Origin of the sequence: Kribbella sp. NBC_00709 (assembly GCF_036226565.1) — a bacterium.
Classification (GTDB): domain Bacteria; phylum Actinomycetota; class Actinomycetes; order Propionibacteriales; family Kribbellaceae; genus Kribbella.
In genome coordinates this window covers 8,703,658-8,729,116 of record NZ_CP108996.1, presented here as the reverse complement: position 1 = coordinate 8,729,116, position 25,459 = coordinate 8,703,658, and the positions used below count along the sequence as shown (strand labels likewise).

General features: G+C 66.6%; 25 protein-coding genes and 1 pseudogene. 14 read left to right on the top strand and 12 right to left on the bottom strand.

Annotated elements, in window-relative coordinates; all coding sequences use genetic code 11:
• Window positions 1-6: 6 nt before the first annotated feature.
• From OHA18_RS42450 to OHA18_RS42430, 5 genes are all read left to right on the top strand, one after another.
• Window positions 7-1,059, top strand: coding sequence for a right-handed parallel beta-helix repeat-containing protein (locus OHA18_RS42450; protein ID WP_329001087.1), 1,053 nt, complete (start codon window positions 7-9; stop codon window positions 1,057-1,059).
• A 275-nt stretch (window positions 1,060-1,334) separates the two neighbouring features.
• Window positions 1,335-2,168 carry an SGNH/GDSL hydrolase family protein gene (locus OHA18_RS42445; RefSeq protein WP_329001086.1) on the top strand — a complete coding sequence of 278 codons (834 nt, stop codon included), beginning with the start codon at window positions 1,335-1,337 and terminating at the stop codon, window positions 2,166-2,168.
• A 29-nt stretch (window positions 2,169-2,197) separates the two neighbouring features.
• On the top strand, window positions 2,198-4,507 hold the full coding sequence (locus OHA18_RS42440) for a polysaccharide lyase 8 family protein (protein ID WP_329001085.1): 2,310 nt from the start codon (window positions 2,198-2,200) through the stop codon (window positions 4,505-4,507).
• A 23-nt stretch (window positions 4,508-4,530) separates the two neighbouring features.
• Window positions 4,531-5,496 (top strand): acetylxylan esterase, encoded by a 966-nt coding sequence (locus tag OHA18_RS42435; RefSeq protein ID WP_329001084.1) that lies wholly within the window; start codon window positions 4,531-4,533, stop codon window positions 5,494-5,496.
• Between the two features lie 8 nt (window positions 5,497-5,504).
• The gene (locus OHA18_RS42430; protein WP_329001083.1) at window positions 5,505-6,407 is read left to right on the top strand and encodes an alpha/beta hydrolase family protein; all 903 of its coding nucleotides are present in this window, start codon (window positions 5,505-5,507) and stop codon (window positions 6,405-6,407) included.
• Window positions 6,408-6,946: 539 nt separating this feature from the next.
• Here OHA18_RS42430 and OHA18_RS42425 read toward each other — a convergent pair.
• Window positions 6,947-8,518 (bottom strand): molybdopterin-dependent oxidoreductase, encoded by a 1,572-nt coding sequence (locus OHA18_RS42425; RefSeq protein WP_329001082.1) that lies wholly within the window; start codon window positions 8,516-8,518, stop codon window positions 6,947-6,949.
• Between the two features lie 221 nt (window positions 8,519-8,739).
• Complete coding sequence (locus OHA18_RS42420) at window positions 8,740-9,411, bottom strand: fasciclin domain-containing protein (protein ID WP_329001081.1); 672 nt, start codon at window positions 9,409-9,411, stop codon at window positions 8,740-8,742.
• A 233-nt stretch (window positions 9,412-9,644) separates the two neighbouring features.
• Between OHA18_RS42420 and OHA18_RS42415 the strand changes: the two genes are divergently transcribed.
• From OHA18_RS42415 to OHA18_RS42405, 3 genes are read left to right on the top strand one after another with little or no spacing between them, the layout of a single operon-like run.
• On the top strand, window positions 9,645-10,343 hold the full coding sequence (locus OHA18_RS42415; RefSeq protein WP_329001080.1) for a class E sortase: 699 nt from the start codon (window positions 9,645-9,647) through the stop codon (window positions 10,341-10,343).
• Between the two features lie 11 nt (window positions 10,344-10,354).
• On the top strand, window positions 10,355-11,014 hold the full coding sequence (locus OHA18_RS42410) for a ferritin-like domain-containing protein (RefSeq protein ID WP_329001079.1): 660 nt from the start codon (window positions 10,355-10,357) through the stop codon (window positions 11,012-11,014).
• A 12-nt stretch (window positions 11,015-11,026) separates the two neighbouring features.
• Complete coding sequence (locus OHA18_RS42405; protein WP_329001078.1) at window positions 11,027-11,656, top strand: ferritin-like domain-containing protein; 630 nt, start codon at window positions 11,027-11,029, stop codon at window positions 11,654-11,656.
• Window positions 11,657-11,830: 174 nt separating this feature from the next.
• Here OHA18_RS42405 and OHA18_RS42400 read toward each other — a convergent pair whose 3' ends face one another.
• The 7 genes from OHA18_RS42400 to OHA18_RS42370 all read right to left on the bottom strand — a co-directional run bounded on the left by OHA18_RS42400 (window position 11,831) and on the right by OHA18_RS42370 (window position 17,535).
• Window positions 11,831-12,004 carry a hypothetical protein gene (locus tag OHA18_RS42400; protein ID WP_329001077.1) on the bottom strand — a complete coding sequence of 58 codons (174 nt, stop codon included), beginning with the start codon at window positions 12,002-12,004 and terminating at the stop codon, window positions 11,831-11,833.
• 47 nt (window positions 12,005-12,051) lie between these two features.
• A complete protein-coding gene (locus tag OHA18_RS42395) occupies window positions 12,052-12,816 on the bottom strand; it encodes a DUF899 domain-containing protein (RefSeq protein ID WP_329001076.1) in 765 nt (254 codons plus the stop codon).
• 43 nt (window positions 12,817-12,859) lie between these two features.
• Window positions 12,860-13,618: an isocitrate lyase/PEP mutase family protein gene (locus tag OHA18_RS42390; RefSeq protein WP_329001075.1), complete on the bottom strand. Its 759-nt coding sequence runs from the start codon at window positions 13,616-13,618 to the stop codon at window positions 12,860-12,862.
• A 36-nt stretch (window positions 13,619-13,654) separates the two neighbouring features.
• A complete protein-coding gene (locus OHA18_RS42385; protein WP_329001074.1) occupies window positions 13,655-14,722 on the bottom strand; it encodes a sigma-70 family RNA polymerase sigma factor in 1,068 nt (355 codons plus the stop codon).
• Between the two features lie 30 nt (window positions 14,723-14,752).
• Window positions 14,753-15,805, bottom strand: coding sequence for a sigma-70 family RNA polymerase sigma factor (locus tag OHA18_RS42380; protein WP_329001073.1), 1,053 nt, complete (start codon window positions 15,803-15,805; stop codon window positions 14,753-14,755).
• 149 nt (window positions 15,806-15,954) lie between these two features.
• Entirely contained in the window at window positions 15,955-16,746 is a 792-nt protein-coding gene (locus tag OHA18_RS42375; protein WP_329001072.1) for an SDR family NAD(P)-dependent oxidoreductase, read from the bottom strand.
• Between the two features lie 54 nt (window positions 16,747-16,800).
• On the bottom strand, window positions 16,801-17,535 hold the full coding sequence (locus tag OHA18_RS42370; RefSeq protein WP_329001071.1) for an SDR family NAD(P)-dependent oxidoreductase: 735 nt from the start codon (window positions 17,533-17,535) through the stop codon (window positions 16,801-16,803).
• Window positions 17,536-17,771: 236 nt separating this feature from the next.
• Here OHA18_RS42370 and OHA18_RS42365 point away from each other — a divergent pair, with 236 nt between their 5' ends.
• The 3 genes and pseudogenes from OHA18_RS42365 to OHA18_RS42355 all read left to right on the top strand — a co-directional run bounded on the left by OHA18_RS42365 (window position 17,772) and on the right by OHA18_RS42355 (window position 19,470).
• Window positions 17,772-18,458, top strand: a complete 687-nt coding sequence (locus OHA18_RS42365; RefSeq protein ID WP_329001070.1) for an acyl-CoA dehydrogenase family protein — start codon at window positions 17,772-17,774, stop codon at window positions 18,456-18,458.
• A 24-nt stretch (window positions 18,459-18,482) separates the two neighbouring features.
• Window positions 18,483-18,950, top strand: a pseudogene (locus OHA18_RS42360) (hypothetical protein); the annotation flags it as partial.
• Window positions 18,943-19,470 carry a flavin reductase family protein gene (locus OHA18_RS42355; protein ID WP_329001069.1) on the top strand — a complete coding sequence of 176 codons (528 nt, stop codon included), beginning with the start codon at window positions 18,943-18,945 and terminating at the stop codon, window positions 19,468-19,470. The pseudogene OHA18_RS42360 and the gene OHA18_RS42355, both read left to right, overlap by 8 nt.
• Before the next feature lie 220 nt (window positions 19,471-19,690).
• Here the strand turns inward: OHA18_RS42355 and OHA18_RS42350 are convergent, their stop codons facing one another.
• The 3 genes from OHA18_RS42350 to OHA18_RS42340 are packed head-to-tail and all read right to left on the bottom strand — an operon-like array spanning window position 19,691 to window position 21,703.
• On the bottom strand, window positions 19,691-20,446 hold the full coding sequence (locus OHA18_RS42350; RefSeq protein ID WP_329001068.1) for an ABC transporter permease: 756 nt from the start codon (window positions 20,444-20,446) through the stop codon (window positions 19,691-19,693).
• Window positions 20,443-21,156: an ABC transporter ATP-binding protein gene (locus OHA18_RS42345; RefSeq protein WP_329001067.1), complete on the bottom strand. Its 714-nt coding sequence runs from the start codon at window positions 21,154-21,156 to the stop codon at window positions 20,443-20,445. The genes OHA18_RS42350 and OHA18_RS42345 overlap by 4 nt, the downstream gene beginning before the upstream one ends.
• On the bottom strand, window positions 21,149-21,703 hold the full coding sequence (locus tag OHA18_RS42340; protein WP_329001066.1) for a TetR/AcrR family transcriptional regulator: 555 nt from the start codon (window positions 21,701-21,703) through the stop codon (window positions 21,149-21,151). Before OHA18_RS42340 ends, OHA18_RS42345 begins: the two co-directional genes overlap by 8 nt.
• Before the next feature lie 79 nt (window positions 21,704-21,782).
• On the opposite strand from OHA18_RS42340, the gene OHA18_RS42335 reads away from it, so the two are divergent.
• Genes OHA18_RS42335 through OHA18_RS42325 form a run of 3 tightly spaced genes read left to right on the top strand, consistent with a single transcriptional unit; the run spans window position 21,783 to window position 25,455 of the window.
• Window positions 21,783-22,397 (top strand): TetR/AcrR family transcriptional regulator, encoded by a 615-nt coding sequence (locus OHA18_RS42335; RefSeq protein ID WP_329001065.1) that lies wholly within the window; start codon window positions 21,783-21,785, stop codon window positions 22,395-22,397.
• Window positions 22,394-23,131, top strand: coding sequence for an ABC transporter ATP-binding protein (locus OHA18_RS42330; RefSeq protein WP_329001064.1), 738 nt, complete (start codon window positions 22,394-22,396; stop codon window positions 23,129-23,131). The genes OHA18_RS42335 and OHA18_RS42330 overlap by 4 nt, the downstream gene beginning before the upstream one ends.
• A 5-nt stretch (window positions 23,132-23,136) precedes the next feature.
• The gene (locus OHA18_RS42325; protein ID WP_329001063.1) at window positions 23,137-25,455 is read left to right on the top strand and encodes an ABC transporter permease; all 2,319 of its coding nucleotides are present in this window, start codon (window positions 23,137-23,139) and stop codon (window positions 25,453-25,455) included.
• The last annotated feature ends 4 nt before the right edge of the window (window positions 25,456-25,459 follow it).

Sequence of the window (25,459 nt, the reverse complement as noted above, 5' to 3'; positions counted from 1 at the left end):
ACCACCATGTTCAGAGCCGTTCCGATTCTGTTCGCCGGCCTCGCGCTGGCGTTGCCCGCAGTACCGGCGCACGCCGCGTCCGACTATTACGTCTCCCCGTCCGGCAGCGACGCGAACTCCGGTACGTCGTCCGGTACGCCGTTCGCGACCATCCAGAAGGCACTCGACACAGCACCGCGCGGAGCGACCGTACACCTTGCCTCCGGCATCTATCTCCAGGATGCGGTGACGACCCGATCCGGGGTGACGATCACCGGTCCGTCGACCGCTGTGGTGAAGGGCGCGGGCAACTCGCGGATCTTCCAGATCCAGCACGACGGGACGACGCTGGACGGGTTCACGATCGACGGGCTGTTCGGTTCGTCGTCCAGCGCGTCCGGGTACCGGGACAAGCTGGTGTACGTGATGAGCACGTCGCCTGGTGACGGCGTCGGCACGCTGACAATCCGGAACATGAAGCTGAAGAACGCCGGCGGCGAGTGTCTGCGGCTCAGGTATCTGATCACCAACGCCGACGTCCACGACAACACCATCGGGCCGTGCGGGGTGTACGACTTCACCTTCGACGGCGGCGGGAAGAACAGCGAGGGAATCTACCTCGGCACCGCGCCGGAACAGCAGGGCCAGAACGGCGCGCCGGACGACCAAGCGGATCGCAGCCGGAACAACCACATCCACGACAACACGATCGCGACGTACGGCAACGAATGCGTGGACGTGAAGGAGAACTCGACAGCGAACGTCGTCGAGCACAACGACTGCAGCCAGCAGAAGGACCCGAGTTCGGGCGGCCTGGACGCACGGGGGAGCGGAAACACGTTCCGGAACAACACGATCCATGACAACGCCGGCGCCGGCGTCCGGCTCGGCGGTGACACCGAGACCGATGGCATCAGCAACAACATCTACGGAAACACCATCACGACCAATGCCTCCGGCGGAATCAAGTTCATGCGCAGTCCGCAAGGTCAGGTCTGCGGAAACACCATGTCCGGAAACAGCGGCGGAAACTCGGTCGGAACGTACGGCGCCGACTTCGACCCCACCGCAGCCTGCTGATGAACAGACCATCCCGCCGAGTGCTCCTCGGCGGTGCCGCTGGCGGTGTCCTCGGAGCCGCTGTCCAACCCGTTGCGCACGCGTCCCCCAGCACGCGACGTCGATGGGTAGCCAGCTGGGCGACAGCCCAGACCGCTCCGACTCCGGCGGACACCGACGCGATCACTGGGTTCACCAACGTCACGATCCGGAACACGATCAGGCTGTCCGCAGGCGGCCCTGTTCGACTCCGGTTTGCTAACCCGTTCGGTACTGCGCCGATTGTGATCGGGCCGGTGACGGCCAACGCGAAGCCGGTGCTGTTCGGTGGGGCTCAGGAAGTCGTGCTGGCCGCCGGCGCGACTGCGATCAGCGACCCAGTGGATTTGGTTGTGCCGGACGGTGATGACCTGGTGGTCAGCACGTACTTGCCTGGGCCCACCGGCCCGGTCAGCTTTCACCGGAATGTGCACGCGACGGGATTCATCGGCGAGCGGCCGACGAAGTCGGTGTTTCTGCTGAATGGTGTGGACGTTCTGACGGAGCGACCATCGATGGCTGTCCTCGGGGACTCGATCACCGAAGGAGTCGGCACGCCGGACGACGCCAACCTGCGGTGGCCGGATCTGTATGCGGCACGCTTCAGGCGACGGCCCGCGGTCGCCAATCTCGGAATCAGTGGGAATCGGCTGCTACTGGACGACGCCCGGTTCGGGCCGAGTGGGCAGGCGCGGTTCGACCGGGACGTGCTGAGCCTGCCGGGCATTCGAACGCTCGTGGTGTTCCTCGGAATCAACGACCTGCAGCAACCGCCGAGCCAGACAGATCCGCAACGTCTGCTGCAGGGATACGAGCAGTTGGTACGACGCGCGCACGGCCACGACCTCGACGTGATCGGCGCGACCATCGGCCCGTTCAAGGGCTGGATCCGCTACACCGCCGAGCTCGACCAGATCCGTCACCAGGTGAACGCCGTACTCCGTCAACGCCGTCTCTTCGACCGCGTCCTCGACATCGACGCCGTACTGCGGGACCCCACCGACCCGGCTCAGCTCCGGCCGGCCTTCAACAGCGGCGATGGACTGCACCCGAACCCCGCCGGCGCGCAGGCGATCGCCCTGTCTCTCTGATTCGTGCTGACTCTTTCGAGAGGATCCCCATGCCCGACCTCACTCTCCGCCGGCGAACCGTCCTCGGCGGCATGCTCGGCGGCACCGCAATGCGCGCCCTGTCAACCCCATCCTGGGCGGACACGTCGACCGACGAGCTCCGCCTCCGCTGGCAAACGCTCCTCACCGGCGGCCCGACCGTCGACCCCGCCGACCCGGATCTCGCCGTCGCGATCGCCCGCGTCGACAAGCTCGCCCAGTCCGCCCTCGGCACCCTCGACCGCTCAGCCAACCGCACCACGCTCTGGCCGGACCTCGCGAGTACGACGCTGTCCAACCATGTCGCCTCAAACTTCCGCCGGATCAAGCAGCTCGCCGTCGCCTGGGCCACGAACGGCTCGGCGTACCAAGGCAACGAGTCGGTCGCCGACGACATCCGGGGCGCCCTCGACTGGATGCACACCAACCGGTACAGCCCGACCCTCCCGCGGTACGACAACGACTACGACTGGGAGATCGGCGGCGCCTCCGCGTTCGCCGACACGCTCGTCCTGCTGTACGACGCGATCCCGGCCGACATGCGGGCGACCTACACCCAGGCGATCAACTACTACACGCCCGATCCGAATCTCTGGCGGGCCGACCGGCAGATCGCGACCGGCGCGAACCGGGTCTGGATTGCCACCGTGGTCGCGATCCGCGCTGTCCTCGACGGCGACACGGCCGCACTGGTCCGCGTTCGTGATGCGATCAGCGATGTCGAGGGCGATGGTGCGAACAGCGTGCTCGCGTTCAACGACGCACCCGGCCGGGTCGACGGTACAGGCGAAGGCTTCTACAGCGACGGGTCGTTCCTGCAGCACTACAAGCATCCGTACAACGGCGGCTACGGCAAGGAACTGCTCGGCACACTTTCGGGTTTGCTGTACTTGCTCGGCGGTACGCAGTGGACCGTCAACGACCCGGACCTGGAGAACATCTATCGCTGGATCGACGACGCGTTCGATCCATTGATGGTCCGCGGCGACCTGATGGGCTCGGTCTGCGGCCGCGAGATCGCTCGACCCAGCAAGCAGGACCACGCACCCACGCAGACGATCATCGAGGGCACGCTGCGACTCATCCCGGCCGCGCCGGCCGACCGCGCCACGCAGCTCACCGCGTTGGTCAAGCAATGGATCACCGAGGACACGTTCCGCGACTTTCTGACCGTTACCGATCCGGCCTCGATCGTGGCAGCGCGGAACGTGCTGAGCTCGACCACGTCGGCGCGCGGGCCGCTCGTCGCCCATAAGCAGTACCCGCGGATGGACAAGGTCGCGCACCACCGCCCGGCATTCACGATCGGCCTGAGTGCCTACTCGTCGCGGATCTACAACTACGAGTCGATCCAGACCGAGAACCTGCACGGCTGGCACCTGTCCGACGGGATGGTGCTGGTGTACGACGACGACCTCGGTCACTACTCCGGCGACTACTGGCCGACGGTCGACCCCTATCGGTTGCCAGGGACAACGGTCGACACCCGGCGGCTGGATGATTCGTACGGATTCCGCAGTACCAGCGAGGCTGACTGCGTCGGCGGCGCGTCCGTGCCCGGGCGAACGATCGGTGCCTATGGCATGGATCTGCGCGGGTACGGGACGAATCTGCGGGCGTTGAAGAGCTGGCTCCTGGTCGACGACGTAATGGTTTGTCTCGGCTCTGACATCACCGGCGAGGGTACGGTCGAGACGATCATCGAGAATCGCAAACTGCGGACCGGAGACGAGACCTTCACCGCCGCGCCGGGCTGGTGTCATCTCGAGGGCACCGGTGGGTATGTGTTTCCGGACCGCACGCCGGTGCAGACGCTGCGGGAGAACCGGACGGCGACCTGGCGCGAGATCAACCTGAAGTACGGCACCGACGATGCGGTCACCCGGCCATACCAGACAGTCTGGTATGCCCATGGGACGGCGCCGATCGGGCAGGGTTACTACTACGTGCAGCTGCCGACCGCGACGCTCGAGCAGACGAAGACATTCGCCGGCAAGCTGCCTGTCTGCAAGCTGCGGGGCGACAGTACGGCGCATGCAGTTCGCCTGCGGAGCGTGCTCGCGGCGAACTTCTGGGCCGGGGGGACCGTCGCCGAGCTCACCAGTGACGGGCCGGCGTCCGTCGTGCTCGCGGGCGGGACGATCGCGATCTCGGACCCGACGCAGACCCGTGCGTCCGTCACCGTCGACCTCGACAAGCCCGGCCTGACCCTGGTCGCCGCCGACGACGGAGTGGCGGTCAGCCGACGCGGTCGCGGTTGGCGCGTCGTCGTCGACACCACCAATCGCCACGGCAACACAGCCACCGCCACCTTCCACTGAGAGGACTCCGAATGCTGGTCGACATGCCCTTGGACCGACTGCGCGAGTACAGGCCGGAGCCGGAGGAGCCCGCGGACTTCGACGCGTTCTGGAAGCAGACACTCGACGACGCGACCGGCCATCCGATCGACGCGAGGTTCGAGCCGTACGACGCACGCCTGGCGACCGTCGAGGTCCAGGACGTCACGTTCAGCGGGTGGAACGGCCAACCGGTGAAAGCGTGGCTGCTCCTCCCGCGCCGTCGCACCGGTCCGCTCCCTGCGGTCGTCCAGTACATCGGCTACAACGGCGGCCGTGGCATTCCGTACGAGTGGCTGACCTGGAGCGCGGCCGGCTACGCACACCTGGTGATGGACAACCGCGGCCAAGGTGGTGGCGGCAAGACAGTCGCGGACACCCCGGACATCGCGCCGGACGGGCACGGCTCGTCGTCACCCGGCTTCCTCACCAGAGGTATCGAGGACCCGGCCAAGCACTACTACCGCCGACTGATCACGGACGCCGCCCGCGCGGTCGACGCGGCGAAAAGCAGTCCCGACATCGACAGTGATCGGGTCGCCGTGGTCGGCGGTAGTCAAGGTGGCGGGCTCGCGCTCGCGGTTGCCGGACTACGCGACGACCTGTCGGCCGCGATCGCCGACGTACCGTTCCTGTGTCACTACCGACGGGCGTCGCAGATCACCGACAACGGCCCGTACGCCGAGATCGCGCGCTGGCTGAAGGGACACCGGTTCGCGACCGAGACCGCGATCGGGACGCTGTCGTACTTCGACGCGGTGAACTTCGCGGCCCGCGCGACCTGCCCTGGCTGGTTCTCGGTCGCCCTGATGGACAACGTCTGCCCGCCGTCCACGGTCTTCGCGGCGTACCAGCGGTACGCCGGTCCTGCGGAGATCGAGGTGTTCACCTACAACGGTCATGAAGGCGGCGCGGAGTACGACCTGCCACGCAAGCTCGATGCCCTCGCTGCCGTCTTCAGGCGTACCTGAATCGGAGAATGGTGCTGACGCTGTGGCCGATCTGGCGGTGTTTCGGCTCCGAAGAGATTGTCGTGATCACTCGTCGTGGGCTGCTTGTCGCGAGCGCTGTCGGCGGCGTCCTCGGTGTCGCTGGGTGCGGAAAGGCCGTGGGACCGAAGAGTCCTGATCCGGTGGAGATCCGGTATGGAGCGGACGCTGCCCAGACGGCGATGCTTTGGTTGCCGGCGGGCGGTGGGAAGGTGCCCGTTGCGGTAGTGATTCACGGTGGGTTCTGGATGCGTGATTATGGGGTGGAGTTGGCAGTACCGCTCGCGCAGGATCTCGCGGAGGAGGGGATCGGCGGCTATGCGATCGAGTACCGGAGGGTGGGGAAGGGCGGGGGATGGCCGCGGACGTTCGAGGATGTCGCGGCTGCGATCGATGCGCTCGCGAGGCAGCCGCGAGTCGATGTGAGCAAGGTTGTTGCTGTCGGTCACTCGGCGGGCGGGCAGCTGGCGGTGTGGGCGGCCGGCCGCGCGGGCATGCCTGCCGGAGCGCCAGGCGATGATCCGCGAGTTCCGATCAGGGGCGCCGTGTCGCAGGCGGGCGTGCTCGATCTGATCGACGCCTACCGGCAGCAGGTCGGCGGTGATGCTGTGCAGGCGTTCCTCGGTGCGACTCCCGATCAGGATCGGCCGCGCTACAGCCTGGCCTCGCCGTACGAGCGTCTGCCGCTCGGAGTGCCCGTGGCCTTGGTCCACGGGACCCGAGACAGTGAGGTTCCGATCGAGCAGAGCAGGCGCTACCGTGACGCTGCCGTCAACGCGGGCGACCAGGTGCGGCTGACCGAGCTCCAGAAGGTCGGGCACTACGAGCTCATCGATCCCCACTCCGAGGCGTGGGCCACCTGCCGATCCGAAGCCCGCCGCCTGCTCGGTTGAAGCCACGCCGCCGTTGACCCATCCGCGGCACGCGGTGTTCCGAAGTACTTGCTGAGAGGAACCGCTCTTGCGAGGCGCGACTCCATAGCTCGGGTACGACTCCGACAGCCGGACCCGGGTGCGCTTCGGTTCGTCTCACACTCGGAGCACTCGCATCATGGACTATCACTCGGGCCGGAACATCGTCATCGGCCCGTACGTCGAGATCAGCTCCCGCTGGAGCGGTGGCGGCCCACTGGGGGGCACAGCCTCCTCAGCTTGTTCCACTGATCGAACCCACACCGACCGCCATCCCGGCTCACAGCCGGGGTGGCGGTCGCTTCTTCTGCTTGTCCCCGAATGCCGCGCCGGCGGCCGCGACATCGAAGCTCATGCAAACGGTTCGAAACCGCGTCCCGGCCGGATGGGTCGGCGCTGCGGTCCAGTTCGTGGATGTTGAAAGCAGGACGCCGAGAGGACGAATCCTTGTCAGACTCTCGGCGTCCTGCGCTAAGGGGGACCCGCCGCGCACGTCCTTCCAGTTCCCCGATGGCCGAGTTCTACTCGACCATCACCACTGTGTTGTGCAGGCCGCTGGAACCGTTCGGTCGTGGCGCGGCCCGATCGGCGGTCTGCAAGTTGCCCTCGGCATCCGTCGCGCGGACGGTGAGTTTGTGGTTGCCAGGTGTCGCGTTCCAGCGGAATCTCCACTGCCGCCAGGTGTCGATGGAGTCCTCGGCCGCGAGCTTGGCCGGTTGCCAGGGTCCGTCGTCGACCTGTACCTCGACCTTGGAGATGCCGCGGCGCTGCGCCCATGCGACGCCGGCCGCGACCGCCGGCCCGGCCTTGATCGTGGCGAAGCCCTTCGGTACGTCGATCCGCGACGCGGTCTTGATCGGCGCCTCGACAGCCCAACCGCGATCGGTCCAGTACGCGCTGAAATCGGCGAACCGGGTGACCTCGAAGTCGACGATCCATTTCGTTGCCGACACGTACCCGTACAGTCCCGGTACCACCATCCGCACCGGGAATCCGTGCACGAACGGCAACGGCTCACCGTTCATCGCGACTGCGAACATCGCGTCACGCCCGTCGGTCAGCGCTGTGAGCGGTGTGCCGATGGTGAGCCCGTCAACGCTCGTCGACTTCACCGCGTCCGCACCGGCCCGTACTCCGGCTTCGCGGAGAATCTCGGCGATGGGTACGCCGATCCAGCGGGCATTCCCGACGTACGGTCCGCCGACCTCGTTGGAGACACAGGTCAGCGTGATGTCGCGCTCGATCAGGTGCCGGTCGAGCAGATCCGCAAGACTCAGCCGGAGCTCGCGATCGACCATGCCATGGACGCGCAGCTCCCAGTTCCGGGGATCGACCTTCGGCACCGTCAGCAGCGTGTCGACCCGGTAGAACGACTTGTTCGGGGTGAAGAACGTGCTCACGCCGGCGACGTCTCCCGACACTCCGGCAGGCAGCGCCTGTGCCGGACTCCCAGGTACTGGAACCTTGACCGCTGCGCGGGTGGCCTCGTCCACTCCTCCAGGCACCAGGCGTGACCCCGCCAGCCCGGCAGCGCCGGCTGCGCCGATCGACAGGGCGGTGGTGAGGAAGCGCCGCCGATCGAAGCCCGCTACGCCGGTTGCCAGCACATCGTCGCCACAGTACGCAGGAGCTGGTTCGCTCTGTGACTGCGCCTCGTCGACCGGATCCTCGGGCTCGACAGTCTGAGTTGAAGGCGGCCGACCGAGGGTTCTGAGGACTAGGATGATGCCGCCCGTGGCGACGAGCAGGGTCACCACACCAGGCAGCAGCCGGGTGAAGGGATTGGCTGCGAGCGTGCGCCCTGTGGCGGCGGCCAAGATGGCCAGCAGGCCCAGGCCGATGGTGAGGACCACCGCCACGCGTGGCCGGGACGCGCCGACGGCCCCCGTAAGTAAGGCGAAGACCGCCACCGCGAACAAGACCCCACCAACGAGAATCGGCTTGTCGGCGGTCCCGAGGTTCTTCACTGCCCAGTCCTTCGCGGGCCCCGGCGCGAGGTCGATCAGTTGCGTTCCCACCCCGACCACAGGTGAGGTGCCACCGACCAGCGCTGCGGCCAACTCGCCAACACCAAGCCCGGCGCCCGCAGCCACAAGCCCACCCAAGCCGGCACAAATCCTGCGTCGCACCATGACTGACATGAACAACATTCGGCACCACCGACCGAACGGATGGGTGCACACACCTCGAATCGCAGATCTGCTCAGACACGCCATCAGTTGCGCGGCCGGTCTACCAGGCGGAGGTGACAGGGCCGATGCCACCGGCAACGAATGGTGGCATCGGTCCTGGTTCGTGCAGCTGGTGCGTTCGGTCAGGCGGTCGGCGGCATCAGCACGGAGTCGATCAGGTACACGGTGGCGTTGGCGGTCTTGACGCCGCCGCAGATGACGTTGGCGCCGTTGACCTTGAGGCTGTCGCCCGAGCCGGTGACGGTGAGGTCCTGCTTCTCCACGGTGGCGTGCTTGCCGACGACTACGGTCGGGTCGAGCTGGCCAGAGACCACGTGGTAGGTGAGGATCTTGGTGAGCAGCGCGTCGTTCGTCTTCAGCGTCGCGATGGTAGCGGCGGGGATCTTCGCGAACGCGGTGTCGACGGGGGCGAAGACGGTGAACTCGCCGCCGTTGAGCGTGGAGACCAGGTCGACCTTGGGATTGAGCTTGCCGGACACGGCCGCGACCAGGGTCTTCAGCAGCGGGTTTCCAGAAGCTGCGGTCGCCAGCGGGGCCGCGGCCATGCCGTCGATCGAGCCGGCGCCAGTGGCGTTGGCCTTGGCGTAGTCGGTGCAGCCGGGGCCGACGAGACCGGACATGTTGTCCACCGAGGCGGACGGAGAGGCGCTGGGAGTCTCCGCCGGAGCGGACGAGGACGAGCTGGTGGCCGGAGTACCGCTGGAGTTGTCGTCGTTGCTGCCGCAAGCCGCCGTCGCGAGGACGAGGGCCAGAGCAGACGCGGCGAGGCCGGCGCGAACGATGTTCTTGGGCATCACGAGATCTCTCTTCCGATGTACGCCGACGGCTTCGTTCCGCGGCTGACATCGGTACTTCGGCACGGCACCCGTCCCAGATGGGCTTGATCTCCAGGAATTTCGGGATCTGGCCCATCCGGGGCGCGGGGCTCTCCGAACTCCGAGCAGTGATTCCTCGTGAGGAGATGATCGGCAGTGCCGGAGTTCGAAGATCACGCCCAGCCCGTCGCCACGCCTGTCGGTGAGGCCGGATGACGGCCTGGAAACCGATCTGGCGCTGGCTTGCCGCGAGCGTCGTCTTCGCGGCGTTGGTGGCGGTTGCCGTCGTTGTGTTCGGCCCGGAAGGCAGCAAACAGTCGGCCGGCGTTCCCGCACCTGCTGTGTCGAAGGCGGCGGAGCCATCGGCTGCACCGACGGACGATGATGCCTTGGTCAACCGAATGCTCGATCAGATCCGGGCAGGCAAGCCCGTGGAGCCTCAGTTCGCGGCCGGTGACAATCCGGCGGAGGGTGTGCCGATCGAGGCGATCAAGGCCAAGGCGGGGGAGCAGTTGAGGCTGGGGCGGTTGGAGATCCCGAAGCTGAAGGTCGATCAGCCGTTGAACAACGGGGTCGACGAGGCAGCTCTGGTGCAGGGCGTGGGTCATTGGCCGGGGACCCCGTTGCCGGGTAGTCCGGGCAACAGTGTGATCAGCGGACATCGCAGTACCCACGAGAAGCCGTTCCTGTACCTGGACCGGTTGCGTCCGGGGGATCCGATCATCGCCACCGTCGGCGCTACGCGGACGACGTACAAGGTCACCAAGGTCACGATCGTCCCGCAGGCGCAGTACGTGAAGTTCGTCCTGAAACAGCCCACCAGACCAGGCGAGAAGGACATCACCTTGTTCGCCTGCAATCCCATCACTGCGCATTACCAACGCATCGTCGTCCAGGCGACGGCTGCCTGAGGAGGAGAGTCATGGGTTTCAGCAAGATTTTCGGGGGCCGTCCGGTCCTCGAGTTCGCCGACGAGCACAGCCGGCGGAGCTTCCTGCGCAACGCAGCATTGGTCGGGGTCGGTCTGACGTACGTCGCCACCCGGCCAGGTGATCCGGTTGCCTTTGGCAACGCCGATCGTGGTTTCGGGACCGAAGCCGCGAAGAGTGACCTCGACATCCTGAACTACGCGTTGACGCTGGAGTACCTGGAGTCGGCGTTCTACACGACGGGCCTGAAGGCGAAGCTGTTGAAGGGTCGTGAGCTGGAGTTGATCGATCCGATCCAGCAGCACGAGGCCAATCACGTCACGGCGGTGAAGACCACGATCCAGGACCTGGGTGGCAAGCCGGTGGCGGCGCCGAAGGTCAAGTTCCCGGCCGGCACGTTCTCCAGCCGGGCCGCGTTCCTGAAGACCGCAGGCACGTTCGAGGAACTCGGTGTGAAGGCGTACCACGGCCAGGTGCCGCTGGTGAAGGATGGCCACATCCTGGCCGCGGCGGCGTCCATCGCCGGAGTCGAGTCACGGCACGCGGCCATCATCGCCCAGATCACCGGCGGGAACCCGTTCCCGGCGCCGATCGAGGCCCATCTCGGGATGGCGCAGGTACTGAAGGCCGCCATGCCGTTCATCGCGAAGTAAGGAGGAGAGCTGATGACTGACACCGTTCGTGATTTGATCCACGGCAACGCCTCCATGGTGGCGCCCGGTGCCGCACTCGGTGCCTTGAGCCATGGTTTCGAGCTGGCGAGTGCGAAGGACTTCAACAGCGACATCGAGGTCCTGAACTACGCACTCACCCTCGAATACCTCGAGGCCGAGTTCTACCGTCAGGGCAATGCGGCAGGCCTGCTGAAGGGCACGGAGAAGAAATACCTGATGCAGATCGGCGCCGACGAGGCGTCGCATGTCGCGACCGTGACGGCGACCATCCAGAAGCTCGGGGGTGCGCCGGTCGGCGCGCCCGCGGTCGACTTCGGCGGGGCGTTCGAGAGTCGGAAGAGCTACCTGACCACGGCGCACATCTTCGAGAACAAGGGTGTTGGCGCCTATCTGGGCGCGGCCGGGTTCGTGAAGAACAAGATGATCCTGCAAGCCGCGGCCGGCATCTTCGGCGTCGAGGCCCGGCACGCCGCCGTGGTCGGCAACCTTCTCGGCCTCAAAGCCGAAGGCGGTGTCTACATGGGCTCGACCGAAGTCGGCATCCCAACGGCTGACGTCCTCAAGGCGGTAGCCCCGTTCCTGCAGAACCCGGCCAAGGTCGTCGCCGCGATCACGTTGTAACGCAGCCGGGCTCTCTTTGCTCCGGTGGCCGGCTGGTGGGGCCGAGGTCGCGCGGCCCCACCAGTCCGCGGTCGATTTACGGGAACCAGGTGAGGATGGCCTCCATGACGATCACCTCCTTCGAGAGCCGGTCACGAGCTGACCAGCGGGCGGTTCGTCGTGACTTGGTGGTCGTCACATCGGCCACAGCATGGCGATCATCGTGACTGCCATCAGTACGTGGGCGAAGTGTGTGATCCGGTCGGTGACGCCAGGTGCTTCGCGATGCGAGCCAGGTCGCAAGCCCTGGTAGAGAAACCAGGCGCCGATCATCGCCAGCACGGGGACAAGGATCCACATCTGCGGCATCGACTCGATCATTCGAGGGCCCCGGTCTTTCGTCGTCCGCTGGCTGCTCAATGGTGATGGTGGTGCGAGTGTTCTGCGTCCGTGCCGTAGGTGTCGTGGTACGGCCACTGGTTGACGTAGTTCGGGCGGAGCTTCGGCGTGAGGTCGAGGAACTGGTACGTGCCCATCATGAATTCGGTGCCGCGGCCGTAGGTGGAGTAGGTGTGGAAAACCTGCTCCTCGTCGCGTACGAAGACGCTGATGGCCTGGCCGTCGCCGTTCACCACGAAGGCGGTCTTCGGGCTGCGCAGCAACGTCTCCTTGTCCTTGTAGTTGAACTCGACCGGCGCGACGGACTCGTCGTTCGTGACGTGGAAGTCGAAGTTGAAGTCGCTGCCGGCCGAGGAGTACCACGGGACCGTCCAGCCCATCCGCTTCTTGAAGGCCTGGATCTCGTCCAGCGGTGCCCGAGATACGAGCACGAACGTGGTGTCGCTCGCATGCAGGTGGTCCAGGCGGCCGACATGGTCGATCGTGAACGAACAGCTCGCGCAGCCTTCATCCATACCTTGTGAGCCGCGGGCCCTGGCTGCGGAGTTGTGCCACATGAAGTGGTAGACGATGAGCTGGCCCCGGCCGCCGAACAGATCGGCGAGACGTTCCTTGCCGTTCGGTCCTTCGAAGACGTAGTCCTTGTCGATCTTGACCATCGGCAGTTCCCGCCGGCGGGCGGTAACCGCGTCCTGTGCCTTCATGGCCTGCTTCTCCTGCTCGAGGAGTTCGAGCCGGGCAGTCAGCCATTCTTCGCGGGACGCAACGGTTGGCAGCGACATGATGAGAGTTTCCTTTCGGGGGTCTATGAATACGGGATGCAGGTCACGCCTGCAGTTTCTGGACGGCGGCTTCGAATCCGGCCAGGGCCGCGCGGTAGAAGCGGGGGCCGTAGGAGACGCGGGCGACGCCGAGGTCTCGTAGCTCGGCGAGGCCGAGGTCGTCGGTGGTGTTGCCATTGATCGGGCCGGGCAGTTTGTCGACCAAGGTGGTGATGTCCGCCTTGTCGCGCATGCCGATCGGGTAGATGCAGTCAGCTCCGGCCTCCAGGTAGAGCTGACCCCGCCGGAGCACCTCGGTGACTCGTTCCGACTCGGGCACTCTGTTCGGTGGGAGGAAGACGTCGACCCGGGCGTTGATCACGATCGGGATTCCGGCGTGGTCGGCCGCGGAGCGCACCGCTGCGAGCCATCGAGCATGCTTGTCCGCGTCGGCCAGGCCGCCGGCGTGGTGATCGGTGTCTTCCAGGTTGCAACCGACCGCTCCGATGGCCAGCAACCGATCCACCACGTCATGCGGGCGCATTCCGTAGCCGGCTTCGGCATCTACGGTCATCGGCACCTCTACGGCCCGCGCGATGCGCTCGGCAGCCGAGAACATGTCCTCCCAGGGAGCGCCCTCACCGTCGGGATAGCCCAGCACCGCCGAGATTGCGGCACTCGCGGTTGCCACCGCAGGGAACCCCGCGGCGGCAACGATCGCCGCGCTGGCCGCGTCCCAGACGTTGGGCAGCACCAGCAGATCGCCGTGATGGAGCCCGCGTAGCGTCTCGGCGAGCTCTTTCAGGTTCGCCCTGTCAGTCATCGAATGTTCTCCTTTGTGTGAAGGCGTTTACGGCAGTCAGGCGCGGAGCGATCGCGGGAGACCGAACGGCGCGAGGAGTGCGTTGTCGTGGAAGCGGGTCACGGCGGAGATCCGATGACCGGTGAGAGTGAGCACCAGCAGCCCGTGCGCGTGCAGGATCGGTGTCCGCGGGTCGCGCCGGTACACCCCGAACGCGGGCTGGCCGTTGGCCCGGGTCGGAATCAGCGTGTGCTGGGCACCGCCTCGGAGCGCGATCGACGTGAGGAAGTGCCCGATCGCGACCAGCCCCTGGTACTCCAGCGGGAGCGGAGGCATGGTGAGCCACGCGTCGTCGGTCAAGATCGACAGGATCGCTTCCACGTCGCCGACCTCGAACGCGCGAGAGAAAGTCTCCACGACCTGACGTTCTTGAGGGGAGTCCGGCATCGGAGCATTCTCGCGGTCAGGAGTCGGCGGGTCTTCGGACAACGTCGCGCGCGCACGGCTCAGCGCGCTGGCGACGGCGGTCTCTGTGGAGGCGAGCATCAAAGCCACCTCCGCGGCACGAAAGCCCAGCACGTCCCGGAGTACAAGCACGGCCCGTTGTTTCGGAGGGAGTGCTTGAAGGGCCACCATGAACGCCAGTGACACCGACTCCCGGATCTCGTATCGTGCCTCCGGTCCAGCCGCGCTGTCGTGGATCTCGCTGATCAGCGCATCGGGATAAGGCTCCAGCCAGCTGGGCTCCGCTCGGTGGCGTGATGGCTCCGGCAACGGGATCTCCGATCGGTAGGCCACGTCCTGGTCCGGACGCCGGGAGTTGGCACGCAGCATGTTCAGGCACCGATTGGTCGCGATCCGGTAGAGCCAGGCACGGAACGACGCCCGTCCCGCATACCCGTCGATTCCGCGCCACGCAGCCAGCAACGTCTCCTGGATCGCATCCTCGGCATCTTGTGCAGAGCCGAGAATGCGATAGCAATGCACTTGCAACTCACGCCAGTAGGGCTCGACCAAAGCACGGAACGCTTGACCGTCGCCGCTCCGTGCCGACAGCAACAGGTCTTTGTCGACGCGTCGCTCGCCGGCCGGGCCGGCCGCGGCTTCGGTCTGCGGCTCTAGCATGTCGGCTCCTTCGGTGTAGATGTCGGTCAGCTATGTAGACACCATCGGCGCGGGAAAATCGTCGCCCTGGAAGTCGGAGGCTGCGATCTCGCTCGGGAAGCCAAAGGCCTCGATCAGACGGTGGTCGAGGAACGCCACGATTCGAGCGATTCGGCCGCCGATCAGCGAGAGGATGTCCAGGCTCTGCGCGCGATAGGCGCCATCGGGGGTTCGCTCGTAGAGGACGACCGCCGGGTCTCCGTTGGCTCGGGCAGGAATCGCTCGCCACTGTCCGGGCGTCCGCAGTACGACTCGCCCCAGAAACTCGCAGACCGCGTCCCGCCCGGTGAACCACACGGCGATGGGCGGCATCTCCAGTTCGACATCCGCCCGCAGAAGGTCCGCGAGACCGGCGATGTCCGCGTGTTCGAACGCGGTCACATAACGAGTGACCAAGGCTCGGAGCTCGGGCTCGGCCGGCTCGGTGAGTCGGTCCTGGGTCGGGCCGGCTGCCGAGAGTTGAGTCCGCGCGCGCTGCAGCGCGCTGTTCACCGCTGTCGTCGAGGTCTCGAGGATCTGGGCGACCTCCTTGGCTTTCCAGCCGAGCACATCGCGGAGCACGAGAACTGCGCGCTGCCGGGCGGACAGATGTTGAAGAGCAGCCACGAAGGCCAGTCTGACCGAGTCCCGCAGCGGTACCACGACTCCAGGATCGGCTGCCGACGCGTAGAGGATGCTGTCGGGAGCAGGCTGCAACCAGGGAGTCTCGGACTCGGGCGCCGGGAGCGCCGTCGCTCCGGTCTCGGACGGCGCGGACAAGCCGGAGGGCAACGGCCGCCTCTTCCTCGAGCGCAATGCGTTCAGGCAGGTCGTCGTCGCGATCCTGTACAGCCACAGACGTACGGACGAGCGCCCCTCGAACCGATCGAAGTACCGCCAGGCTCGTAGATAGGTGTCCTGGACAACGTCTTCGGAGTCGTGCAGCGAGCCGAGCATGCGATAGCAGTAGGCGAGTAGCTCAGGACGGTAGCGATCCGTCAGCTCTGCGAACGCATCGGGAGTCACCCCTCGATCCTGGTGAGGGTGCTGTTCGACCACGCTCATGATCTCTCCTCCGGTTGTAGGCCGCGACCTGGAACAGCCGCCGGGTGAATAGACAACCGAAGGGCCGGAAAGTCGTCGGCCGTGTGCCGAGGCTCGGATACCGGCTGTCCGGGCAGGCTCGGCCGAGCCTGCCCGGACAGTTGCCCGGGTCAATCGACGAGAAGTCCCCCGGTCAGGTTCGCGACGGTGCCCGTCATCGCGGCCGCACGATCGGAGGCGACGAACGCCGTCACTTCGGCGAGCTCGGTCAGTGCCGTCGGCCGCTGCCGGTGCGTCCGCTGCGCGATCGCGTCGCCGAACTCCTTCCTGGTCTGTCCGTACACCTCGGCATGGATGCCGAAGACCTCGTCGATCAGTGGGGTCTCCTCCATGCCCGTCGTCCGCAGGCAGACCGCCCGGACGCCGTACCGTGCGCATTCGGCTGAAAGCTCACGGTTGAACGATTCGAGCGCCGCCCACGCGGGTCCCATTCCGCCGAGCAGCGGTACGCCGACCTTGCCCGGTTCGGCGGTGTGCATGAGGATCACGCCGGCTCGTCTCGCGATCATCTTGCGGGCGGCAGCGCTCGCGGTGATGAAGTGCGACTGGGTGTACGTCGTGATCGGATGCAGATAGCCGGCCAGGGACAGCTCCGTGATCGGTATGCCCTGGACGCCTTCTTGCGGGATGCCGATGGCGTTGAACGAGATATCGACCGTCCCGCTCTTCGCCTCGACGGCGTCGAGGTGGCGGCCCACGGATTCTGCGTCGAGCGCGTCGACCTCGGCGGTCTCCGCCTGGCCGCCGGCCGCGGACAGCTCCTTCACGAGTGCGTCGAGTCTGGCCAGATCGCGGCCGGTGAGGAACACCCGAGCACCTTCACGAGCAAAGGTACGGGCGACAGCGGATCCGACCGCACCGGTGGCGCCGTAGACGACCGCGGTTTTGTCTTGCAGAAGCATTGTCGTTCTCCGTTTCTCCGGATTGCCCAAGCGGGGCGCGATTGCGAGGCCGGGTCAGGCCTGTGCATCGGCGGTGACCTTCGCGACCATTTCGGCGTACTGCCGTTCGAGTGCTTTCGATGCGCCGGCGGCCCAGCTCTCTGCCAGCAGTGCGGACAGACCGTCGGGGAAGATCTCGGCGTCGCCGCGCGCTACCCCGACGAAGACGGCTTTCGCGACGGTTTCGGGAGCGTCTTTGGGGATGTCGAGTCCGCGGGACATGTCGGTGTCCACCGGCCCGGTGAGCACGGCGTGTACGGCGACGCCTTGTGGTGCGAGCAGCAGTCGCAGCGACTGCGTGAGGCTGAACGCCGCGGCCTTGGAGATCGAGTAGGACGGAATCATCGGCAACGGAGCGAGTGCATTGACTGACAAGATGTTGACGACGGCCCCTTTCGAGCGGCTGAGCAGCGGCAGGGATGCCTGGATGAGGTCGTTCGGGCCGTGGACGTGCACTGCGAGGTGCCGTTCGAGCACGGCTCGATCGGTCAGGTCGTCGTACAACGCGATGCCGGCGTTGTTGATGAGCACGTCGAGGGATTCGATCCCTGCGACGGCGCGCTCGATTTGCGCCGAGTTCGTCACATCCAAGGTGACCGGGATCACTCGTTCGTCCGAGTGGGAAAGGTCGACCCGGGTCCCGGCGTACACCTTCCGTGCTCCGCGTTCCAGAGCTTCGTCGACCAAAGCCCGCCCGATGCCGCGATTGGCTCCGGTGACGAGGATGGACTTGCCTTCGAGGTTCGACATACGACTCCTTTGTTTCCTGTACTGGCCGGCAGTCGCACGGGCGCGATCGCATCCCGTGCTCTTGGTGCGTGACGGCATACAGACAATCGGCGGCGCCGAAACTCGTCGTACGGGACGAACAACGCATGCCATCCCGGCCATGGAGGACTGCGGTCTCGAACTCCGACGACTTTGCGCCGCCGGCGGTGTCACAACCTGCGAATGCGAACCTCAGAGGACGGAGTCGGGACAACATGATGAGCACCGGTACAAGGCAATCCGGGGTCGGCAGGTCGGGCACCGCCGACCAGACGGCGGCGGCCTTCGACAACATGTTGGTGGAGGTGGCTGACCGTCGGGACGAGTTTCGCCGATTGCGTTACGTTCCCAAGGACTTCATCGCGCGTCTGAAGGAGGTCGGTCTGTTTCGGGCGTCGACTCCGGCGAGGTTCGGCGGTCGGCCGTTGTCTCCTGCGGAGTTCCTGGATCGGGTCGAGCGGATCTCGACGGTGGATGGTTCTACCGGCTGGGTAGCCAGTTTCGGCTCAGGTGGCGTCTACCTGTCGGGGCTGCCATTGGAAACGCAGGCGGAGCTGTATGCCGATGGCCCGGACATCACCTTCGCGGGCGGGTTCTTTCCGGTCCAGCCGGCACCGGCCGGCGAGCGCGGCTTCATGATTAACGGCCGTTGGAAGTTTGCCAGCGGCTGCATGGGAGCCGACATCGTCGGTGTCGGCATTCCGGACGGCGACTCCCAGCGGATCGCTCTGCTGCGCCCCGAGCAGGTTGAGATCATTCAGAATTGGGACGTTGTCGGCATGCGGGGCACCGGATCCTTCGATCTCGTGGTCCACGATGTCGAGGTGCCGCGGGCCTGGACCTTCGTTCGAGGTGGCACGCCGACCGTGGACGAACCGCTGTACCGGTATCCGGCGCTGGCTTAATTCGCCCAGGTCCTCGCCGTCGTTAGCGCAGGTGTGGCGCGGGCGGCCCTGAACTATGCCGAGGAGGCTGGTGCGGGGTACGCCGGGGTGACCGGCGCGCCGAAGCTCGCGGACCGGCCCTACTATCGCGCTCAGGTGGCGGTCGCCGAGGCGTCTCTTCGCTCGGCTCGAGCGTGGTTCTACGAGATCACGCACGAGGTGTGGGAGACCGTTCTGGCGGGCGATCCGGTGACCGACGAGCAGAACGCTCATCTACGGTTGGCTGCAGCCCACCTGGCCAAGGTCGCGTCCGGCGTCGTCGGTCAGTTGGTCGAGATCTCTGGTACCGCGGCGATCGGCAGTGAGCATCCGCTGCAGCTTCTGCTCGGCGACGCGTCGGTGCCGAAGCAGCATGCATCCTTGGGGCCGGCGATGTACGACGCCGCGGGCGCGGTCCTGATGGGATTGCCGTCGGCTGCCCTCCCGCAGATCGGATCGGTCGGCCATGCGTGACCTTGTCGACGTTCCCCAGGACGGCGTGGATCTTCGGCGCGCATTCGCCGGCTTTCCCAACGGCGTGGTAGCCGTGTGTGCCGAGATCGACGGCGTCTTCCACGGAATGGCGGTGAGCACGTTCGTTCCCGTGTCGCTGAAGCCACCGCTGGTGTCGTTCTGCGTCGACGACACCTCCACGACCTGGCCGCGGCTTGCGACGGCCGGTCGTCTGGGACTGAGTTTGCTGACCAGCGCCCAACACGAGACCGCACGGGCGTTTGGGAGCAGAGCTGGCGATAGATTTGCGGGCGCTGACGTCCACCGGGGCGATGACGGAGCGCTGTTCATCGACGGTGCGTCTTCGTGGATCGAGGGATCAATCGAAACCTGTGTCCCGGCAGGCGATCACGCGGTCATACTGCTGCGCATTCACCGGCTCACCATGCAGGCTGAAGCCGACCCACTGGTGTTCCACGGCAGCCGGTTTCGCAGCCTTCGCATCGATCTGGACGGACTCGACGGGAAGCCGGCCGCGTGATCCGGCCCAGACCTCGGAGATCGAGTCGGTCGGACCCGGTCATGCGGTCGGGGCCGGCTTCTTGATCGAATGCGCGTCCGATCTAAGCCAAACTGGACGCTGTCGCTGGGCGCGGTCTCCGTCTCGATCGGCAACTGGCTGACCACCAGGGCACCGCGCAGGCCGCCTGGCTGGCGATCGTGGTGCAGGCCGGATTCGCGACCGGAAGCCCTCAGGGTGATTACCGGTCGAGTTGGAGGTGGTGCCAGGCGTGCAGGGTCAGGGCGACTGCGAGTGCGACGACTGGTGCCACGAGCGCGAGCTGGACGGGCGTGACGGTGATATCGCTGTTGATCGCCCACAGTGCGGGTGCCGCGAACGGGAACCAGCCACCGCTGCCGGCGATGACGCTCACCTGGGAGAGGACGAGAATGCCGATCGTGGTTCCGATTCCGGCGAGCACCGAGCGGCCGAGGGTTGCCGCCCACGCTGCGGGGGTCGCGAGGACGATGGTGAAGACGGAGAGGCCGAACTGCCGGGCCATTGACGGTACGACGTCGGCGGGGATGCTCCCGAGTCCGCTGATGAAACCGAGAGCGACGAGGGCGAGCAGCAAGGCGGCCGCCGTGACGAGTCCCCAGGCGAGGTAGACGATGAGCTTCGCGGTTGCGATGGTGGGCCGGGAGACGGGGATGGCGAACAGGCCGGTGATGGTGCCGTCGGCGAATTCACGGCTGAACAGCCAGCTGAGTACGACGCCGTACCCGACGAATCCTGCGGCGCCGGTCACCTGGATGGCGACGGTGATGTAGCCGGCCCAGCCGCCGGGGTCGATGAGCGGTCCGAGCTTGGCGGCCAGTTGGGGGTCGTCGGTGTGGACAGCGAACAGCATCGCCGCGCAGATGAGCGAGATTCCGAGGACCACAAGGACTGTGGTGACCCGGACCACTGTCGAGTGGATGAGTTTGGCGAACTCGGTGACCAGCCCGATGATCATGCGGCCACGTCGTCACTGTGCACCAGGTCGAAGAAGGCTCGCTCGATGTCGACTCCGTGCGGATCAAGCGATCCGATGATCCGGCCGGCGTTCAGGACCGAGATCCGGCCGGCGATGCGGGCGACCTCGTCGAGGTGGTGGCTGCTGACCAGCACGGCGGCGCCATCACCGGATCGGCGCAGCAGGGCCTCCCGGAGGAGGATCACGCCGGAAGGGTCGAGGCTGTTGGTGGGTTCGTCGAGCACGATGAAGCGCGGGTCGTGTTGCAGTGCCGAGGCGAGACCGAGGCGCTGCTTGTTGCCGAGGGACAATTTGACGGTGCGGCGATCGGCGTACTGCGTGAGCCGGAGCTCGGCGATTGCGGCTGCGACCATTCCCGGGATCATCGCGGGTGGGACACCGTGCAGTCGGGCGCCTAGCGCGAGGTTCTGCCGGCAGGTCAGCTCCCGGTAGGCCAGGGGGTAGTCGACGAGGTGCCCGACCGCAGTCCAGTCGACGTGATCCGGAGCTTGGCCGGCGATCGTGACTGTTCCGACGGATGGCGTGAGCATGCCGAGGAGGAGCCGCATCAGAGTGGACTTCCCGGCGCCGTTCAGTCCAACGAGCGCGTGGATCTCGCCCGGCGCGACCCAGATGTCGACGCCCCGCACTCCCGTGCCGTCGTCGAACGTCCGGATCAGTCCTCGGGCGTCGACCGCGTGCTCAGCCACGCCGGTCCTCCAACACGCCCAGAGCGGTCTCGATCGCCTCGCTGAGGTCGTCGCTGTCGGTGAGGCTCCACTCGAGCAGCGCGGTGTTCAGTGCGCCCATCACCGCTCCCGCGGCGATCTGTGCGGCGTACCTGCCGACCTTGCCGCCGGCCAAGGCGTCCGTGATCACTGCCTCGGTCGCGGCTGTCGCGCCGGCGATGCTCGCCCGCAGCGCCGGAGTCCGGGCGACGATGCGGAGCCGTGCCCGCACGTCCTCGACCGCAGGCGGCGGAACTTCCCGCCATGCTGAGCGGATCCCCCTGACCGCGCGGCTGATCGGGTCGAGACCGGGTGGCTGCCGGTTGATCGCTGCACCGATCAACGGATCGTACGGATCGTCGACCAGCAGACTCGCCTTGGTCGGAAAGTGCCGGAAGAAGGTCATCTCGGTCACTCCTGCACGCGTGGCGATCTCGCCGACGCTGGTCCCGTCGTACCCCTGCTTGGCGAACAACTCCAGCGCGACCGTCAGCAACCGGTCCCGAGTCCGCTCGGCGCGTGACGTCACTATTGAATGTTAGTCACTAACGTTTCGCTCCCGCAAGAGTGTCTGGTCAGCGGCTGACCAGATGGTTAGTATGATGACCATGCGGTCAGTTGACGATCTTACGGCGCGGGCGCGGATTCGTGATCGGGCGCTGGAGTTGTTCGCGGAGCGTGGTGCAGATGCGGTGAGTGTGCGGGACATTGCGGCAGCGGCCGGTGTTTCGCATGCGTTGGTGCTGCATCACTACGGCTCGAAGCAGCGGTTGCGCGAGGTGGTCGACGAGTACGTCGCGGGCGTCTTCGACGAGATGTTCGCGGCGGTGGCGGCCGATCCGGGTGACTTCTCGGGCGGGTCGTCGGCGAGTTTCGCGGAGTTGATGCTGACTGCGGTTCCGTCGGGTTCGCCGATCCCGGCGTACCTGCGGCGGTTGCTGGTGAACGGTGATCCGGTCGGGCAGGTCCTGTTCCGGCAGTTGTTCGACGCCGGTGTGGTGATGATCGAGCAGTTGACGGCCGCGGGAGCGATGCGCGCGTCGGGCGATGTCGCCGTACGGGCCGCGTTCCTGACGGTCAACGATCTGGCGATGGTGCTGTTGCGCGACCAACTCACGGCGGTGCTGGGAGTTGACCCGTTGAGTCCGGACGGGATGCGGCGATGGGCGGCCGAGGTGGTCACCGCCTACACCGAAGGTGTGTTCACTGGGGAGGTGTCATGACTACGAAGATGTCGAAGCTGGTCGAGACGCGGACCGGGGTGCGACTGCGTGGCGTCACGAAGACCTACGGCCGTGGCGATGCCGTGGTGCATGCGTTGCGCGGTGTCGACGTGGACGTCGAGCCGGGCGATCTCGTCGTCGTAGCGGGGCCGAGCGGGTCGGGCAAGACGACCTTGGTCAACATCGTCGGCGGCATCGAGTCGGCCACATCGGGCGAGGTGGTCGTGGCCGGCGAGGAGATCTCGCAGCGGAGCCCGGCGCGGTTGTCGGACTTCCGTCGCGACCATGTCGGCTTCGTGTTCCAGTTCTTCAATCTGATCCCGACGCTGACGGCTCGTGAGAACGTCGAGGTGATCATCGAGCTGACCGGGCGAGGTGACAAGGCGCGTGTGCCCGGCCTGCTCGGCGAGGTCGGTCTCGGGGATCGGATGGATCATTTCCCGGCGCAGCTGTCGGGCGGTCAGCAGCAGCGGGTCGCGCTGGCGCGGGCGCTCGCGACGGACCCCGATCTGCTCCTTGCCGACGAGCCGACCGGGGCGCTCGATCTGGCGACCGGACGTCAGATCCTGCAGTTGCTCCAGCGGCTGAACCACGACGGATTGACGATCGTCATGGTCACGCACAACCTGTCCGTCGCTCAGATCGCCACTCGGGTGGTCACGGTAGTCGACGGCCGGATCGATGCGGTACGGCGCAATCCGCGGCCGGCCGATGCGGCCGATGTGGCCTGGTGATCGGCATGCGCGCGATCACCCGCAAGACGCTGCGTGACCTTCGCCGGCAATGGGCTCAGGCCGTCGCGGTCGGCGTCACCGTCCTTCTCGGGGTCATGTTGTTCATCGCGAGTGCCGGGGCGTTCCGGAACCTCGACGACTCCTACCAGCGAACCTACGAGCGGTTGCGCTTCGCGGACCTGATCGCGACGGGTGGCGACGCCGACAAGGTCGCGGCTGCTGCTCGCGATGCCGGCGCTGTCGGCGTGACGGTTCGAACGCAGGTCGATCCACCGATGCTTATCGAAGGGACCAAGCTGATCGGCCGGGTCGTAGGCCTGCCGATCAGCGGCCAGCCGGCCGTCGACGCGGTCGCCCTGGATCACGGCACCTATCTGGGTGCCGACGATCCTGATGGCGTGCTGGTCGAGAGCCACGCCGCCGATACGTACGACCTCGCTCCCGGCGACGCCCTGCAGGTCTACGCCGGGTCCGGGTGGCAGACCGTCAAGGTGCGGGGGATCGTCCGGTCGGCGGAGTACCTGTGGCCGGCACGGAACAGGCAGGACGTGCTCGGCGATCCACATGCATTCGCAGTGGTATTCGCGGACGAGGATCTTGTCCGGCGCCTGAACGGCGGCGTGCCGAACCAGGTTCTCCTTCGCCTCCCCGCCGGCACTGACCAGGGTGCGGTCGCTGCTGCACTGCGGACCGCGGGTGCCACCGATGTCACCAACCAGGCCGACCAGGCGTCAAATGCGACATTGCACGAGGACTTGAACGGCTTCTCCGAGTTGTCTGTTGCGTTCCCACTCTTGTTCCTGACGGCGGCGGCGGTCGCGGCGTACGTCTTGCTCGCGCGGAAGGTGCTCGCCGAGCGGTCCGTGATCGGGACTCTGATGGCCGCCGGTGCCAGACGCAGCCGGCTGGTTCGTCACTATCTCCAACAAGGCCTGCTGATCGGACTCTTCGGCGGTGTGTGCGGCGCAGTGCTCGGTACGGCGCTGACCGGGCCGCTGACCCGCGGTTACACCGGCGCTCTCGGGATCCCTGACACAGTAACGCGTTCCGCCCACGGCGACCTGATCGCGATCGGAGTCGCTTTCGCTGCGCTGATCGGGCTCGTCGGCGCGGCGGTTCCGGCAGTCACCGCAGCGCGGACCATCCCGGCCGAAGCGATGCGCAACGAGACCGCGAGCCGCCCTCCGGGCCGATGGAGTCACCTGGTTGCCGCGGCGCGCTGGCTTCCGGTCACCGCGCGGATGGCGTTGCGCGACGTGAGTCGCAATCTGCGTCGCACACTGGCCACGATGCTCGGCGTCGTACTCGCGTTGATCCTGGTGCTGACGTCGATCGGCATGCTGACCAGCCTGTCGGATGCGATCAGCCGTCAGTATGGCCAGATCGAGCGGCAGGATGCGACGGTCTCCGTCGCGGCCGGGGCGGGGGACCGACTGAGCTCGGTTCCTGGAGTGTCTGCTGCGGAGCCGATCCGCGTGGGCCGGGTCACGGCGGTTCTGCGGGACCGGAGCTACGCCACCACGTTGACGGGGTTTCGAACCGACACGCAGATGCACCGCTTCGTGACGGTCGACGGAAAGACGATCAGCCTTCCGGACAACGGCTTCCTGGCCGGCCGCGGGCTCGCCGATTCGCTACACGTCAAAGTCGGCCAGGTGGTGACGCTGACCACCGCAACGGCGTCGACCCGCCTTCATTTGGTTGGTCTGTTGGACGAACCAGTCGGCACTGCCATCTACACCAGCGATTCCGAGGCGGCGCGGTTGCTTCCGGACTCGGCTGTCAGTACGTATCTGGTCCGCTTCGGGTCGGGGGTGGATCGCGACGCGATGCGACGCACCATGACGGCCCTTCCCGGGGTCGTGGCGTACGCCGATGCCGTCGCGGTAACTGCCTCGCTGGACCAGTTCCTGGGGCTGTTCTGGGCGTTCGTCGGGACCATGGTTGTGCTGGGCGCCGTCCTCGCGGCGGTGATCATGTACGTGACGCTTGCCGTCAACATCGTTGAGCGCACCAACGAACTCGCGACGTTGCGTGCGGCCGGAGTGCCGATGCGGCGGGTGGCCGGCACGATCGCGACAGAGAACCTGGCCGCAACCACCCTCGGGCTTCCGATCGGCGTCGCCGCGGGACTGTTGGCGGCGCGAGCGTTCCTCGGGTCGTTCAGCAGCGACCTGTTCACCTTCCGCCTGACCTTCGGCTGGTGGGTCGTTCCCGCCGCGGTTGTCGCCGTACTGGCGGCCGCGACCCTGTCCCAGTGGCCGGCCGTCCGCGCCGTACGCCGCCTCGACATCGCGCGCGTCGTACGGGAACGCTCCCGCTGACGCC